Genomic DNA, 13291 nt, shown 5'->3' with positions numbered 1-13291 from the left:
TTTTTCTTTAGTTTTTGCGCACCAGAAGCTGTTGTGCCAACTGCTGCAGGAAAGCTGCCTTTTCGCCAAAATGCTGTTGCAGATCATCACAGATCTGCTCGTTCAGCTTTTGCGCCAGCGCCATGGCACCGTCTGCCCCGTACAGGGTGACGAAGGTGGTCTTGCCGTTTTCGCTGTCGCTGCCGATAGGCTTGCCCAGCTGCTCCGGGGTGCTGGTAACGTCCAGCACGTCGTCCACGATCTGGAACACCAGCCCCAGCCCGTATGCGTAGGAGGCCAGTATCTCGCACTGCTGCGGCGTTGCACCGGCTGCGGCAGCGCCCATCTGAACGGCGGCGTTGATCAGTGCACCAGTCTTGTTTCGGTGGATGAGACGCAGTTGCTCCTCGGTGGCCGCCAGTGCTTCATATTTCAGATCCAACTCCTGCCCGTAGACCATGCCGCGGCTACCTGCACCTGCGCCCAGCGCACGGGCGGCTGCCACGCAGACCTGCGGCGCAGCGGGTGCGTTTGCAATCACCTCAAAAGCCTCGGTCAGCAGCACATCACCGGCCAGCATTGCCGTGGACTCGCTGAAAGCCTTGTGGCAGGAGGGACGCCCTCGGCGCAGATCATCATTGTCCATACAGGGCAGATCATCGTGGATCAGCGAGTAGCAATGCAGCATCTCCACAGCTGCAGCAAACTGTGCGGCAGCCTGCATCTCACCGCCCAGCATATCGCAAACGCTGAGCGTCAGAATTGCGCGGATGCGCTTTCCGCCGCCCAGCAAGCTGTAACGGGCGGCTCTGCACACCTCTGATCCCTCGGGCAGAAAACGGGCGCTGGCAGCATCCAGCGCAGCCGTGGCCTGCAGCAGATATTCCTGATATTGCGCCTTGTATTCCATTATTCTTCCTCCTGCGCCTGCGGGGCTTCTACGGTCTCGGCAATCTTTGCATTGATCTCCTCGATCTGCAGCGATGTTTTTTCCAGCGTTGCGTGACAGTACTGCATCAGGGAGGCCGCTTCCGCATACAGCTTGACGGAATCTGCCAGCGAGGTATCCTCCTGCTGCATCTGTGCAAGGATCGCGTTCAGCCGATCCATTCCTTCTTCAAAGCTTTTGGGTGCTCTCATTGATCTCCTCCACCGTTTCTACACGGCATCGTGCCTGATATTGCCGGCTGCGCACGCAGATGGGCTGCTCCGGCTGCAGCTGCTCCACGGTACAGACCTTCCCTTTTGTATCGGTCACAAGGGCATAGCCACGAGCCAGCACACGGTATGGATCCAGCGATGCCGCCAGTGCAGCCGCGTGTTGAAGCTGCATATTTTTGCCATTCATACGCGCTTTTTGCTGCATCTGAATGGCCTGCTGCATCTGTTGCAGACGACTTGAATACTGCTGTAAGATTTTGTCTGGCGCGTTCTGCTCCAACAAAAAGTTGTATTGCTCCAGACCATTATAGCACAATGCGAGCCGTTTTTGTATATTTTTGTGAATATTTTCTTCAATATTTTCAAAAATGCGCCGCTGCTCCTCCCGATCCGGCACTGCAAGCTCTGCGGCAGCGGACGGCGTGGGTGCACGCTGGTCGGCCACAAAGTCCAGAATAGTGTAGTCGATCTCGTGCCCGATGGCGCTGATCAGCGGCGTTTTGCAGCGAAATGCTGCCCGGGCGATCTCCTCGGCGTTGAACACCCACAGATCCTCCCTGCTGCCGCCGCCCCGGGCCACGATGATCTCGTCTACCCGCCCACTCTGATCCAGCGTGCGGATAGCAGCAGCGATCTGCCGGGCAGCCTCAAAGCCCTGCACCGTTACCGGGCACAGCAGCAGCCGGACGGATGGCCAGCGGCGGCTGATCACGTTGCGGATATCCTGCAATGCCGCCCCGGTTTTGCTGGTAACGACACCAATACATTTGGGGTATGCAGGCAGCGGCTGTTTGTGCGTGGGGTCAAACAGACCTTCCTTTTCCAGCCGGGCTTTCAGCTGCTCCAGTGCAAGCTGTGCCGCGCCCAGACCATCCGGGAACATCTCGTTCACATAGATCTGAAACGCACCGTCCCGCTCGTAAAGGGTAGCACGGCAGCGCACCACGACACGCATTCCCTCCTCCGGGCGAAATGCCAGACGGCGGGCATCGGTGCGAAACATCACTGCCTTTACGCTGCAAGCTTCATCCCGCAGAGAAAAATAGCAGTGTCCGCTGCGCGCGTTCTGCACAAAGTTTGCGATCTCACCGCGTAAGGCCAAATCAAACAGCCCATCGTTGACATCCAGCAGTGTTTTGACATAATGGTTCAGCTCTGATACCGAGATCACATCAGCCATAGCCCGGCCTCCCGCGCAGCAAGAATAGACACGCCGATAGCGTTATCACTGGAATACTGCCCCGGCACAAAATAGACCTGCGGCAGACGCTGCTGCACCCATGTGCGGATGATATCGCTGCTCATTACACCACCGGCGCAGACCACCGGCAAGCCGGGGTATTCCTTCTGCGCAGCCTTTGTCATGCGGACAACGGTATCTGCCACGCAGAGCAGGCAGTATTTGCAGACGTATTCCGGTGCTTTTCCGGCCGCAAGCAGGGCATTGCACTGGTTTTCCAGCCCGGAAAGGCTGCATTGCAGCCCCTTTACACTGGACTTGGGGCGAATTTCTTCCGTGCACTGCGCGGCAAGGCGGGAGACCTCGGCCCCGGCGGGGAAGCCAAAGCCCAGCCGCACGCCTACGCGATCCACCGCCTGACCGGCATACAGATCGGTACTGGTGCCAAGGGTGGTGATGGTACGCACCTGATCGCACAGCAAAAGATCCGTGGTGCCGCCGGAGATATGGAACAGCAGTACCTTTTGGGAGAACAGCGCCTCGCCCTTTGCAGCATACAGCGCTGCCGCAGCGTGCCCCTGCTGATGGGTGGTGTAGATCAGCGGAATGTCCCGCGCCGCCGCAAAGGCAGTCGCGGCACTGACACCAGCCAGAAAACAGGGCATATAGCTGCCCTCTACCGGGCGCGGCTTTTGCGAAACGCCTACGGCATCTATTTTGGTCAGGTCGAATTCCTGCGCCAGCTCCTGCAGCATCTCCGGCAGAGCTGCTGTGTGATGGAACAGCGCATCGCTCTGCCGCAGGCCAAGCTGCCCGGCCTTTACCGGCAAAAAACGCTTTTTTGCACAAACAACCTCCCCGGCTGTATCAAAAACTGCCAGAGAGGTTGCATAGTTGCTTGTATCGACCCCGAGCGTATAACGGCTCACTGTTCAGCCGACTCCGCGACGGCTTCATCACTCAGGCCATGGTCGCGTGCCACAGCACCCAGCAGGCCATTCACGAACTGGTAGTCCTCGCCCGCGCCGTACTTCTTGGTCAGTTCCACAGCCTCATTGATGGCAACGCCGGGCTTGTTCTCGCCGCCGAACAGCATCTCGGCCACGGCCAGACGCAGCACGGTCAGGCTGACGCGGGGCAGACGCTCCATGGTCCAGTTGCGCAGATGGACGCGGATCTCGTCATCCACCTCTGCGGAGTGATCGTAGTAGGCGTTCAGCAGCAGACGGCTGAAGGCATCCACAGGATGCTCCTCGTCGTTCTCGGCGTGGTTGGACAATGCCTCGGCCAGAGGAATGTCACCAAAGGTCTGCGAAAATGCCAGCAAAAAGGCGTTTTCACGGGCTTCTCTACGGGGCAGAATATTTTCCATAATGTTCCTTTCGCAATACAAACCCTCCCCGCCGGGTGTACTGGGAGGAGGATCGTTTCTGATATGATTTTTTGCTGAATTTGTTACTGCGCCTCGGCAAGGCCTGCAATGACCAGATCCACGCGACTGACCGTCACATTGGTCATGTTCTGTACGGCAGACTTGACGTTCTCCTGTACCTTTTCAGCCACAGAGGGGATCCGTGCGCCGAACTGCATCATCAGGTGCAGAGTAATGTTGGCCGTGCCGTCCCGCATCTCCACCACCACAGGCGGCTGGATGCTGGCAGATTCCAGCAGACTTTTCAGTTTTTTGTTCTGCACGCCGCAGGATACCTCGGCAACGCCGTCCACTTCCAGTGCGGCGCAGCGGGCGATCTTGCCCACGACCTCGGTCGAAATCTGAAGGCTGCCGCCCTGAAGATCCATGTTCTGTAAATCCATTGTGCTGTCCTCCATCCAAAGGCTGCTCCGGCGGCGATTCCAAAGCACTGAAACCGGTCTGCCGTACCTGCCTTTTGTGTTCAAACGCGCCCTTGTGCGGTGCATAAAGGCGCGCAGCATTCATTTTTGATAGAGTTATTATACCATCAATGCGGGGGCAATTTCAATACTTGTTTGGAAAAGAAAGATGGAAATCAGCACGGAATGGCATCCCGGCAGCGCATACAGCTTTCTGCCTGCAAGAAAAGCTGCACCTGCGCCGCCGGGGTGTCAGCATAAATAAAGAGCGCTTATTTTACCTCCACCACCGTGATATTCTGAGCAGTCACGCTGCTTTTGTTCATCACCACATCCCGAATCTGCGCCACCTGTGCCGCCGTGAGCGGCTCGCCTGCCGTCATCACGGTCAGGTCTGCCCGCCCTGCATGTAAAAAGCACAGACAGTCCGCAAAGCCCTTGGCACGCACCAGCGTCTCGATCTCATTTTCCGCATTCAGGTCTTCCAGCCCCGCCGCCATTTGTGCGGTGTACTCCTTTTTCTCCTCGGCTGTCAGGGAGGAGGATTTCAGGCTTTTTTGCAGGGTATCCATGGCTTCGTCATGTGCCTTTTCCCGCTTGAGACGAGCCTGCTCAAAAAAGCGGGTGCCACTATCGTTTGCCACGCTGACAAGCTGTGCTTCGCCATAGTTTTTGCTGGCACCGGAGGCAGCTTCCGCTTCTGTGGGCAGTGCATCCGTGATGCTAGTCTCTGCTTCTGCATCCACCGGTTCTGCCGAGACCATGAGGGTGTCGTCCTCTGTCTGCGGGGTGATGTCTGCGCGGGCATACTGCCAGTTTAAGTAGACGGCAATGACCAGCGCTGCCGCCAGTGTCAGGGCGGTGACCCTGCGGGTGTTTCTGGAAAGTGCTCTCATAAAACGGTTCCTCCTTTAGGTTTTCGGTAGGCGATTGCGGTACTTGACAAAAGCAGCGGCTCAGCGCTTTCGCTGCTCCACACAGATGCGGTTTGTGGGCAGATCCAACAGCGAATGCAGCAGCTCAGTGATACGGGCTGCCACCCGGACGTCTCCCCCGCCCTCACACAGCACGGCGACCCCGCAGACCTGCGGCAGATAGGTAGTCTCAGCCAGCGCAGAGCCATCCCGTAATAGGACATGGGTCTCCTGCTGCTGCAGATCCCCAGTCTGGGTGTCTACCGCATAGACGGTCTCCTCTCCGGTGGTCAGGGTGACCATGACTGTGGTGCGTCCAGCCCCTTGCAGCTGGCTGATAAGCCCTTCCAGCTGCTGCTCCAGCCGGGTCTGGTACTGGCTGACAGCAACGGTCTGGGTGGTGGATGCCACCGCTTTCTGCGTACCACCGCCGGGCAAAAGTTCCGACAGCAAAAGCAGCAGCATTGCCAGCACACCGACCGCCACTGCCAGCGAGGTGCGGCCTTTGCTGCTTTGCAGAGAGCGCAAGGTGGAAAGCAATTCGTTCTTTTTCATGGTGTGCTCTCCTCCGCTGCCGTGGGAGTGATGCCCAGCGCATGCTGTAAAAAACATAGTACTGCCTGTTTTTGCGCAGCAGTGCAGCCCGCCGGGAAAGCTGCAACAGCCTTTTTTACCACGACCTGCTGCCCGGCTTTTTCCAGCGTGACCGTCACGCTGACGTCCAACCCAAACTGTTGGCTGCACTGTGCAGTACAATACGTTTCCAGCTGGGCTTCGGTCTCGGTCAGGATCTCCGTTTCCAGCGTATCCGGTTGCGCAGCGGACGTAACCGCCGGGGCTGTATTTCCTGAAAAAGCGGTCATGGCCTTGCCCGGCAGTCGTGGCAGCTGCGCAAGAAGGACTGCTAAAATATATAGTCCGGCTACGGCTTTTATGCACCGGCCTGCCCAGCTTTGCCCGCCAAAAAGACTGACCAGTTCCGCCCCGATGCACGCCATGCAGAACACTGCCGCAGCCCGCTGAAATGCCTGCATCTAACCACCCCCTGTCAACATCAGCAGCGCGATGCCCACCACAAACAACATGAAAAACAAAGCTGTAACTGCCGCCATGCAGCGCACAGCCTCGGCAAAGCATTGCAGCAGCTTATGGCAATGCTCCAGCCCGCCGATCCCGGCAAGCCAGCCGCAGCAGGACAGAAAAAACAGATGTACCAGCAGCCCGAGATACAAGGGCGCAAACTCTGCCCCGATGCTGAGTAATGCGGCAATACCAAGGGTGCTTTTGAGCAGCTGCATCCCGGCCAGCACTGCGTCTGCCGCGCTGCTCAGTGCCTGCCCTACAATGGGCACGCTGCCGGTCAGCAGTTGTCCCAGACGGGAGGCCGAACGATCCAGCTGCACCGTGACTACGCGCTGAAGGCTCATCAGGGCGGCGAACGCTTTGCCCGCCCAGCCGATGGCCTGCCGCAGCAGCCGTCCGGTCAGGGTGCAGCCCTCGGACAGACTTTTGCGGGAACTGATGCCGCAGGCCATGCTGATGGCAAGGTAGCTGCGCAGCAGCGGCTGCAGCCAGAGAGTGACCGCCTGTGCAATAAAACATAGCACCGTGAGCAGAAAGCCGTTTGCGGCCGCTCCGGCGTTCCATTCGCCGCCCGCCGCCAGTACACCGCTGTACACCGGCAAAAAGCCCAGCAGATAGCTTTTCCACCCGGCCATCCGGGTGCACAAGGCAGCGGCAAGCTCGTCCAGTTCCTGCCACAATAGAACGCCGCAGCCGCCGGCAGCCGCCAGCTCCAGCAGGGCTCTGTCGGCAGTGTCCTGCAAGAGAAATGCAAGCCCAGCCGCCAGCGATAAAAACAGTAGAATATCGGCATATTGCTGCAGCACATCCCGCAGTAATTGCACCGGCTCGGCGGCAAATAAATGCAGCAAGGTGCCAAGCGGGTCTGCCGCAAACTGCTCGGCCTGTACAGGTGCTTTGTCAAGATAAGTCTGCCACGGTGCGGCTTCCGCAGCCACGGCTTTTAGAGAGGTTTTGCTGCACAGAAAGCCCAGCGCTGCCACGCAAATGATAAGGCTGCGTTTTTTCATCCCGCCAACCCCCAGATCGTCTGGAATATCTGTTCCAGCAGCGGCCATACTGCTGCCAGTACGAGACACCGCCCCGCCAGCCCGGCACACCATGCAAGAGTGTCTGCTCCGGCTTCCTCGCAGAGGGTGCGGACGTAATCTGCCAGCAGCATGATCCCCGCGCTGCGCAAAAGGCAGGAAAAAGCCTGTGCGTTGGTGTGCTGCCCCAGCTGCACGAATGCTTGCAGTACCCCGCGCAGCGGCTGTGCCAGACGGAGCAGCAGCCACACCGCAGCACCCAGCGAAAGCAGCAGTGCAAACGCCGGGGAATACCGTTGTAATAGAATACCGGCAAAGGCCGCCAGCAGCAGCGCCGCCAGCACCGGAACCGCCGCACTCATAGCGCAAACAGAGAGCGGATGGTGGCAAACAGGGCGCTGATCTGCTTGACGAGAATGGAGAGCACCACCACAAGCCCCGCCAGCGTGGTCATCATGGCCTGATCCTCCCGCCCGGAGCGGATGAGCAACTGATTGAGCACAGCAACGATGATGCCGATGGCCGCAATTTTGAACACAAGCTCGATATCCATCCGTTTCTCCTTTGTTCCCTACAGCCTTTACAAAAAGAGCAGTGCCAGCATCATGCCGCCTGCCAGCCCAAGACGGTGCGGCAGACCGGCCTGCCGCTGTGCCGTGCGGCGTGCCTGCTGCAAATAGTCCTCGAACCGCGCCGTATAGTAATCCAGCCGTTCGCATTCCTGTGCGGCCTCTGCGCGGCCAAGACCTCTAAAGCACTCTGTAAAACAGGCGTGCTCTGCCGCAGAGAGCCGTTCCGGTGCAGGCAACTGCTGCAATGTACCGCCGGGATTTTGTGGCAAAAGGCCCTCGCGGCAAAGCTGCCGGTAAAGGCTTTGCAGGTCTGCCCGGCGGTACTGGATCTCCTGCCGGATGCGCTGCAATAGCTCGATGGTGCGCTGCAAGGCGGCAAGATGCAGAGTGGTTTCAGCTTGTACTGCGTCCCCCGCCAGCCAGCCGCACAGCGGGAGCAAAAACAGACCAAACCCGCGCAGAAAGCCGCTCATACGGCGCATACTTCCCGGATGCAGCCCGGGGTCTCTCGCCCGGCAAGGACGACCAGCTGCCGCAGCATCCCGCGTTGCAGCAAAGCCTGTACCTGTGGGCGGCACTGGGCCTGTGCAGCATCCGGCGCGTGGATACTGGCAATAAAATCCACCCCGCTGAAAAAGCCTTGTTCCAGTGCTCTGGTCTCTTCCAAGCCGCCCAGCTCGTCCAGCAAGATCACTTGCGGTGCCAGCGTGCGCAGCGCCATCTGGACGGCGCGGGCTTTATCCACCCCGCCGATGCGCTCCAGCGGCGGCAGAGGTTGCTCCGGCGGGAAAAGCTCGCCCCGCTCGTCCACCACTGCTACCAAACGCTGCCGCTCAGCCAGCGTCCGGGCGATAGTGCGCAGCAGGGTGGTTTTGCCGCTGCCGGGATCTCCCACTATCAGCAGCCCGGTAAAGTGCTGCTCCAGCAGCTTGTCCAGCGCGGGCGGCAAAGAAATAATACAGCCGCGTGCGATCCGCAGGTTGAGCGAGGTGACCTTTTGCAGGGTGATGCTCTGCCCTTCCCGCTGCACGAACTGCCCCGCTACGCCCACACGGTTTCCGGCAGAAGTGGTCAGGTAACCCTCGGTAAGCTCCTTTTCGTGGGTGTGCACCGAGCCGTTGCAAAGGGTGTGGAAGATCTCCTCTATTTGCAGCGCATCCAGCCGCATTGCAGCCAGCCTTGGAGGGCAGCCCGGCAGTGCCGAAGCAGGGCATTGCCGTCCCTGTACGGTAAATGCGACCGCACAGCCTGTGCGCAGCCGCAGCTCCTGTACGCGTACTGCCGTTTGTGCGGGCAGCTGTGCCAGCGGCGCTGCCAACCAAGCGGGAAGGGCTTTGACAGTTCGGTAATACTCGTCCACTTTGGGTTCTCCTTCCACGAAAGCTTTGTGTTAGCATTGTATGCACTTTGTGCGTCATTAGAACCGGTAACCGGGAACGGGCAAACAAAAAAGCCTCTGCAACAGCGTTGCAGAAGCTTTTGAGATCATTTATATTTCGGCATTCGGAGAAGTTCTTCAAGTCGTTTCCGGTTCTGCCGGGGTATCCTGCAGCATGGCAAGGAACTCCTGTTCGGTCAGCACCGGCACGCCCAGCGCCTGTGCTTTAGTCAGCTTGGAGCCCGCCGCCGCACCGGCCACAACATAGGCCGTTTTTTTGGAGACAGAGCCGCTAGCCTTGCCGCCGTTTTTCACGATAAGCGCCTCGGCTTCGTTGCGGGAGAGGGTCTCCAGCGTACCGGTGACCACCAGCGTTTTGCCCGCCAGCTTGTCCCCCTTCGGCTCGCCCTTCCACTGCATATTGACCCCGGCATCTGCAAGGCGATGCACAAGGTCGGTGGTGCCTTCCTTGGCAAAGAACTCCACCACGCTTTGCGCCATCACACCGCCAAAGCCGTCGATCTGACTGATCTGCTCTGCGGTGGCTTCCCGGATGGCTTGCAGCGTGCCGAAATGCTCTGCCAACAGCGCAGCCGCCTTATCACCGATATTGCGGATGCCAAAACCAAAAAGAAGTTTATCCAGATTGTTCTGTTTGGAGGCGGTAATGGCCTGTAACAGATTGTCTGCGCTTTTTTCCTTGAATTTGTCCAGCTCCAGCAGCTGTTCCCGGGTCAACGTGTAGATATCTGCTGCGGAGTGCACCAGTTCCTTTTCCACCAATTGGGTGGCCACTGCCTCGCCCAGACCTTCGATATCCATGGCATCCCGGGATGCAAAATGGATGATATTGCGCAGTGCCTGTGCCGGGCACTCCGGGTTCACGCAGCGCAGAGCTGCTTCGTCCTCCAGATGCACCACCGGCGCACCGCAGGAGGGGCAGACCGCAGGCATGGTGTAGGGTTCAGCGTCCTCTGCATGATGGGTGACCCCGATGACCTCCGGGATGATATCGCCCGCCTTGCGCACCTGAATGGTATCTCCGATGCACAGCCCAAACTGCCGGATAAAATCCTCGTTATGGAGGGTGGCGCGGGCTACCGTGGTGCCCGCCAGAAACACCGGGTCAAAGCAGGCGGTAGGGGTAAGCACGCCGGTGCGACCCACAGCCACCTCGATGCTGCGCAGGGTAGTCTCTTTGACCTCCGGCGGGTACTTGAAGGCGATGGCCCAGCGCGGGAATTTGTTGGTGGAACCCATCAGTTCCCGCTGGGCAAAATCGTTCACCTTGATAACGGCACCGTCCATGTCAAAATCCAACTTTGCACGGTTCTGGCCGATATTCTCAATCTCAGAAATGGCGTCCTCGATATCATGCACTACATGGTAGCGAGGCGATACGGGCAGGCCAAGGCTCTTGAGGTAATCCAGGCTTTCGGAGTGCTTGGTCAGGGTCTTGCCCCGGATCTGCTGCACATTGAACACAAAGATGGAAAGTCCCCGGCTGCCGGTGATGCGGGCGTCCTTTTGCCGCAGAGATCCGGCTGCTGCATTGCGGGGATTTTTAAAAGGCGCAGCACCCTGCAATTCCTGCTCGGCACACAGGTGTTGAAAAGCCTTGTGAGGCATATACACCTCGCCGCGCACCTCCAGAAACTCCGGTGCATCTTTAAGGGTCTTGGGGATGCTGCGGATGGCACGCACGTTTGCGGTAACATCCTCACCCACCACGCCGTCACCGCGGGTGGAAGCGCGGACAAGCTGCCCGTTCTCATACTCTAAGCTGCAAGAAAGACCGTCGATTTTGATCTCCACGACATATTCCGGTGTGACCCCGGCCTCGCGGACACGGCGGTCAAAGTCCCGCAGTTCGTCAAAAGAAAACGCATCCAGCAGGCTTTCCATCTTGACAGCATGGGTCACCTTGGGCAGCTTGCTGCTGGCGGTGCCGCCCACCTTCTGGGTGGGCGATGTTGCTGTGACAAGCTGAGGAAACTGCGCTTCCAGTTCCTTCAGTTCCCGCGTCAGGGCATCGTATTCAAAATCCTCCAGCTCCGGCGCATCCTGATCGTAGTAAAGCCGGTTGTTTTTTTCGATCGTTGCGCGCAGCTCTTCCACGCGTTTTTTTGCCTGTTCCAGTTCCAAATATTCCACTCTCCCGCGATATTATTTTACCGCCCGCCGTGCTGCTTTCCCGGCAGAAACAGTGCTGTACACCGGACACAGCAGGTAAGCGGTAGTCGTTTGCATTTGCATCCTCCTTAGTATACCACATCCATAGACGCTCTGCAAAGCATTAAATACAAATCGTATTCTCAAGACGCTCTCATGCGTTGAAATCGATATCAGTGCAGCCCGTGCGTTGATTTATAATCACTTGTGAAAGATACTAAACGTATATTCTTTATATTTTACGTCGATGATTCGTTTTATTTCAAGCATCCTTTTACAGTGGCTTTTAGTAATTCTTTCCGTTGCATTTTCTACGCAGTACGGACAAAAAAACACCCCTTCCCCGGCGCGGCAGCTTGTGCCGTCCGGGAAAGAGGTACAGATTTTATTATGTTTGCAGCCTTACGGCTCAGGTGACCGGGATCAGCAGCCGCTGTGCCTGCGGCAGACTGGTAAGCTCCTCTTCCAGCTGATTCGCCGCAAGGATCTGCGCTGGAGCCACATGGAACCGCCGGGCCACTGCAAACAGCTCCTCCCCGGCCTGCGCGTAGTAGATTCGCAGAGCGATCTCGGGGTCGGTATCGGGCAGCGGGTCACCAAGAGTGATGCTGCCGATGACCGGGCTGGTGGTGCAGCCTAAAATCGCGCCCTCTGCCCGGACAGTAATCGTAGCTTCCAGTGTGCCGCCCGCACAGGTGCATTGCACGTTCTCGGTGCTCAGCCAGCATTCCGGCACAAGCACCGTTCCCTCCGGCAGCGTGATGGGCAGCGGGACAGTGACCTCCAAGGTTTTCTCGTAGCTTTCCAGTTCACCGAGGGTGTTCTCTGCAAGGGCTGTTACCACTGCCTTTGCGGCAAGCACCCAGCCCTCCCCTTTTTGGATGGTCTGCTGAGGGCCGTAGTGCACAAAGCAGGCCCGCAGCTGCGCCCCTGCATCCGGCAGTGGACCGGAGCCTGTGGCGGTAGCGGTATCGTTCAGGATGCAGAGCAGTTGCTCTGTAACGAGCGGCTGCGGCGTGAGCTCCGTTTCAAATCGGGTGGAAAAAGCATCCACTGCCACCTGCAGCTGGTAGCTGCGCCATGCCCGCAGGTGCAGCATGACATTTGCCGTCAGCTGGGCGGCGGCGCTTTCTGCCTGCGACAGGGTAAAGCCCACCGGCTCTGCCACGCACAGGCAGCAGCAGTCCTCGGTAATACCTTCTAAATCTATCACCTGCTGGAAGGGCAGCGCCGCCGCCTGACTTTGCAGGGCGGTGTCCCCTTCTGCCCGCCATGCACACTGCACCCGCAGCTCTCCCTTGACCACAGCCTTTCCGGCAAGAAGCTTTACCTCTGCCACACAGGCGTTGCCGGTAATATCCAGTACAGCCGCCGGGGGCTTTGCAAAGACAAGCTCTCCCTCTAAGGTAACCAGCTTATCCAGCACAGCCACGCTGCGCACACCTTGCAATGTACGCAGCTGCTGCTCAATGCCGCCATCTGCCAGTGCGGTGATGACCTCGGTCTTGCACTGGGTGTGCACCGTGACTACCAACCCGTAGGCGCCCCGCACCTCAATACGGCGCGGGTCTGCCGCGCGGGTGTTGAGGTACTCTGTCTGCCCTTCCACCACGGCTGTCCATGCCGTAAAGGCAAGCTCCGGCAGTTCCAGCTGCCGGGTGAAGGGCAGCTTTTGCTCGGTCTGGCACAGACCTTTTTCTGCTTCGCTCTGGTAAAACACCGTGCAGCGCAGATAGCCCTCTAGGGTAAGCCTGCCCGGCTGCAACTGCCGCTGCAGCACCACCGGGCGGACAAAGCACTTGACCAGCTTGCCCACCGGCGGCAGATCATCCGAGATGCGGATCTCGGTTTCCAGAGGAAGTTCTGCTTTTATGGTACAGCCCGCCCCGCCCTGCGGCAGTGTGTCCCGGAATATCTTCAGTTCCATGTGCAGTGCGCTCCTTTCCCTGTCCGTTTCCGTAAGAGTGTATGCAGCGGCAGGCGGCGGTATG

The 13291-nt window shown here is 58.6% G+C and carries 16 protein-coding genes; all 16 read right to left on the bottom strand.

The features are described from left to right. Positions 1-7 precede the first annotated feature (7 nt). A complete protein-coding gene (locus ACXPUX_RS09490) occupies positions 8-889 on the bottom strand; it encodes a polyprenyl synthetase family protein (RefSeq protein WP_458828094.1) in 882 nt (293 codons plus the stop codon). Next, complete coding sequence (gene xseB / locus ACXPUX_RS09485; protein WP_458828093.1) at positions 889-1119, bottom strand: exodeoxyribonuclease VII small subunit; 231 nt, start codon at positions 1117-1119, stop codon at positions 889-891. The genes ACXPUX_RS09490 and xseB overlap by 1 nt, the downstream gene beginning before the upstream one ends. Then, the gene (gene xseA / locus ACXPUX_RS09480; protein ID WP_458828092.1) at positions 1097-2320 is read right to left on the bottom strand and encodes an exodeoxyribonuclease VII large subunit; all 1224 of its coding nucleotides are present in this window, start codon (positions 2318-2320) and stop codon (positions 1097-1099) included. The genes xseB and xseA overlap by 23 nt, the downstream gene beginning before the upstream one ends. After that, on the bottom strand, positions 2308-3249 hold the full coding sequence (locus ACXPUX_RS09475) for a glycoprotease (protein WP_458828091.1): 942 nt from the start codon (positions 3247-3249) through the stop codon (positions 2308-2310). Before ACXPUX_RS09475 ends, xseA begins: the two co-directional genes overlap by 13 nt. Then, a complete protein-coding gene (gene nusB, locus ACXPUX_RS09470; protein ID WP_458828090.1) occupies positions 3246-3692 on the bottom strand; it encodes a transcription antitermination factor NusB in 447 nt (148 codons plus the stop codon). The genes ACXPUX_RS09475 and nusB overlap by 4 nt, the downstream gene beginning before the upstream one ends. Positions 3693-3775: 83 nt before the next feature. After that, positions 3776-4150 carry an Asp23/Gls24 family envelope stress response protein gene (locus ACXPUX_RS09465; protein ID WP_117948093.1) on the bottom strand — a complete coding sequence of 125 codons (375 nt, stop codon included), beginning with the start codon at positions 4148-4150 and terminating at the stop codon, positions 3776-3778. A 275-nt stretch (positions 4151-4425) separates the two neighbouring features. Further along, entirely contained in the window at positions 4426-5049 is a 624-nt protein-coding gene (locus ACXPUX_RS09460) for a SpoIIIAH-like family protein (protein WP_249240032.1), read from the bottom strand. 60 nt (positions 5050-5109) lie between these two features. Then, a complete protein-coding gene (locus ACXPUX_RS09455) occupies positions 5110-5622 on the bottom strand; it encodes a stage III sporulation protein AG (RefSeq protein ID WP_458828089.1) in 513 nt (170 codons plus the stop codon). Next, positions 5619-6101 (bottom strand): hypothetical protein, encoded by a 483-nt coding sequence (locus tag ACXPUX_RS09450; protein ID WP_458828088.1) that lies wholly within the window; start codon positions 6099-6101, stop codon positions 5619-5621. The genes ACXPUX_RS09455 and ACXPUX_RS09450 overlap by 4 nt, the downstream gene beginning before the upstream one ends. After that, positions 6102-7160, bottom strand: a complete 1059-nt coding sequence (locus tag ACXPUX_RS09445; RefSeq protein ID WP_458828087.1) for a stage III sporulation protein AE — start codon at positions 7158-7160, stop codon at positions 6102-6104. It abuts the gene before it with no gap. Next, on the bottom strand, positions 7157-7540 hold the full coding sequence (locus ACXPUX_RS09440; RefSeq protein ID WP_458828086.1) for a SpoIIIAC/SpoIIIAD family protein: 384 nt from the start codon (positions 7538-7540) through the stop codon (positions 7157-7159). Before ACXPUX_RS09440 ends, ACXPUX_RS09445 begins: the two co-directional genes overlap by 4 nt. Then, complete coding sequence (spoIIIAC, locus tag ACXPUX_RS09435; RefSeq protein WP_055184433.1) at positions 7537-7731, bottom strand: stage III sporulation protein AC; 195 nt, start codon at positions 7729-7731, stop codon at positions 7537-7539. The genes ACXPUX_RS09440 and spoIIIAC overlap by 4 nt, the downstream gene beginning before the upstream one ends. Before the next feature lie 27 nt (positions 7732-7758). Further along, positions 7759-8223, bottom strand: coding sequence for a hypothetical protein (locus ACXPUX_RS09430; protein ID WP_458828085.1), 465 nt, complete (start codon positions 8221-8223; stop codon positions 7759-7761). After that, entirely contained in the window at positions 8220-9110 is an 891-nt protein-coding gene (locus ACXPUX_RS09425) for an ATPase, T2SS/T4P/T4SS family (protein ID WP_458828084.1), read from the bottom strand. Before ACXPUX_RS09425 ends, ACXPUX_RS09430 begins: the two co-directional genes overlap by 4 nt. Positions 9111-9266: 156 nt before the next feature. Continuing rightward, positions 9267-11282 carry an NAD-dependent DNA ligase LigA gene (ligA, locus tag ACXPUX_RS09420; RefSeq protein ID WP_458828083.1) on the bottom strand — a complete coding sequence of 672 codons (2016 nt, stop codon included), beginning with the start codon at positions 11280-11282 and terminating at the stop codon, positions 9267-9269. Positions 11283-11709: 427 nt separating this feature from the next. Beyond that, positions 11710-13227: a DUF3794 domain-containing protein gene (locus ACXPUX_RS09415; protein ID WP_458828082.1), complete on the bottom strand. Its 1518-nt coding sequence runs from the start codon at positions 13225-13227 to the stop codon at positions 11710-11712. Positions 13228-13291: the final 64 nt, after the last annotated feature.

The sequence above is a fragment of the Faecalibacterium sp. PGM34 genome (genome assembly GCF_054456555.1).
Note: the sequence above shows the minus strand (reverse complement) of the source record. Positions and strands in the feature narration are given on the sequence as shown.

Bases quoted from the DNA above. Each gene is read 5' to 3' on its own strand.
- ACXPUX_RS09415 (WP_458828082.1), bottom strand. From the start codon at position 13,227: ATGGAACTGAAGATATTCCGGGACACACTGCCGCAGGGCGGGGCGGGC.
- nusB (WP_458828090.1), bottom strand. From the start codon at position 3,692: ATGGAAAATATTCTGCCCCGTAGAGAAGCCCGTGAAAACGCCTTTTTG.
- ACXPUX_RS09490 (WP_458828094.1), bottom strand. From the start codon at position 889: ATGGAATACAAGGCGCAATATCAGGAATATCTGCTGCAGGCCACGGCT.
- ACXPUX_RS09450 (WP_458828088.1), bottom strand. From the start codon at position 6,101: ATGCAGGCATTTCAGCGGGCTGCGGCAGTGTTCTGCATGGCGTGCATC.
- xseB (WP_458828093.1), bottom strand. From the start codon at position 1,119: ATGAGAGCACCCAAAAGCTTTGAAGAAGGAATGGATCGGCTGAACGCG.
- xseA (WP_458828092.1), bottom strand. From the start codon at position 2,320: ATGGCTGATGTGATCTCGGTATCAGAGCTGAACCATTATGTCAAAACA.
- ACXPUX_RS09460 (WP_249240032.1), bottom strand. From the start codon at position 5,049: ATGAGAGCACTTTCCAGAAACACCCGCAGGGTCACCGCCCTGACACTG.
- spoIIIAC (WP_055184433.1), bottom strand. From the start codon at position 7,731: ATGGATATCGAGCTTGTGTTCAAAATTGCGGCCATCGGCATCATCGTT.
- ACXPUX_RS09430 (WP_458828085.1), bottom strand. From the start codon at position 8,223: ATGAGCGGCTTTCTGCGCGGGTTTGGTCTGTTTTTGCTCCCGCTGTGC.
- ACXPUX_RS09465 (WP_117948093.1), bottom strand. From the start codon at position 4,150: ATGGAGGACAGCACAATGGATTTACAGAACATGGATCTTCAGGGCGGC.
- ACXPUX_RS09455 (WP_458828089.1), bottom strand. From the start codon at position 5,622: ATGAAAAAGAACGAATTGCTTTCCACCTTGCGCTCTCTGCAAAGCAGC.
- ACXPUX_RS09445 (WP_458828087.1), bottom strand. From the start codon at position 7,160: ATGAAAAAACGCAGCCTTATCATTTGCGTGGCAGCGCTGGGCTTTCTG.
- ACXPUX_RS09440 (WP_458828086.1), bottom strand. From the start codon at position 7,540: ATGAGTGCGGCGGTTCCGGTGCTGGCGGCGCTGCTGCTGGCGGCCTTT.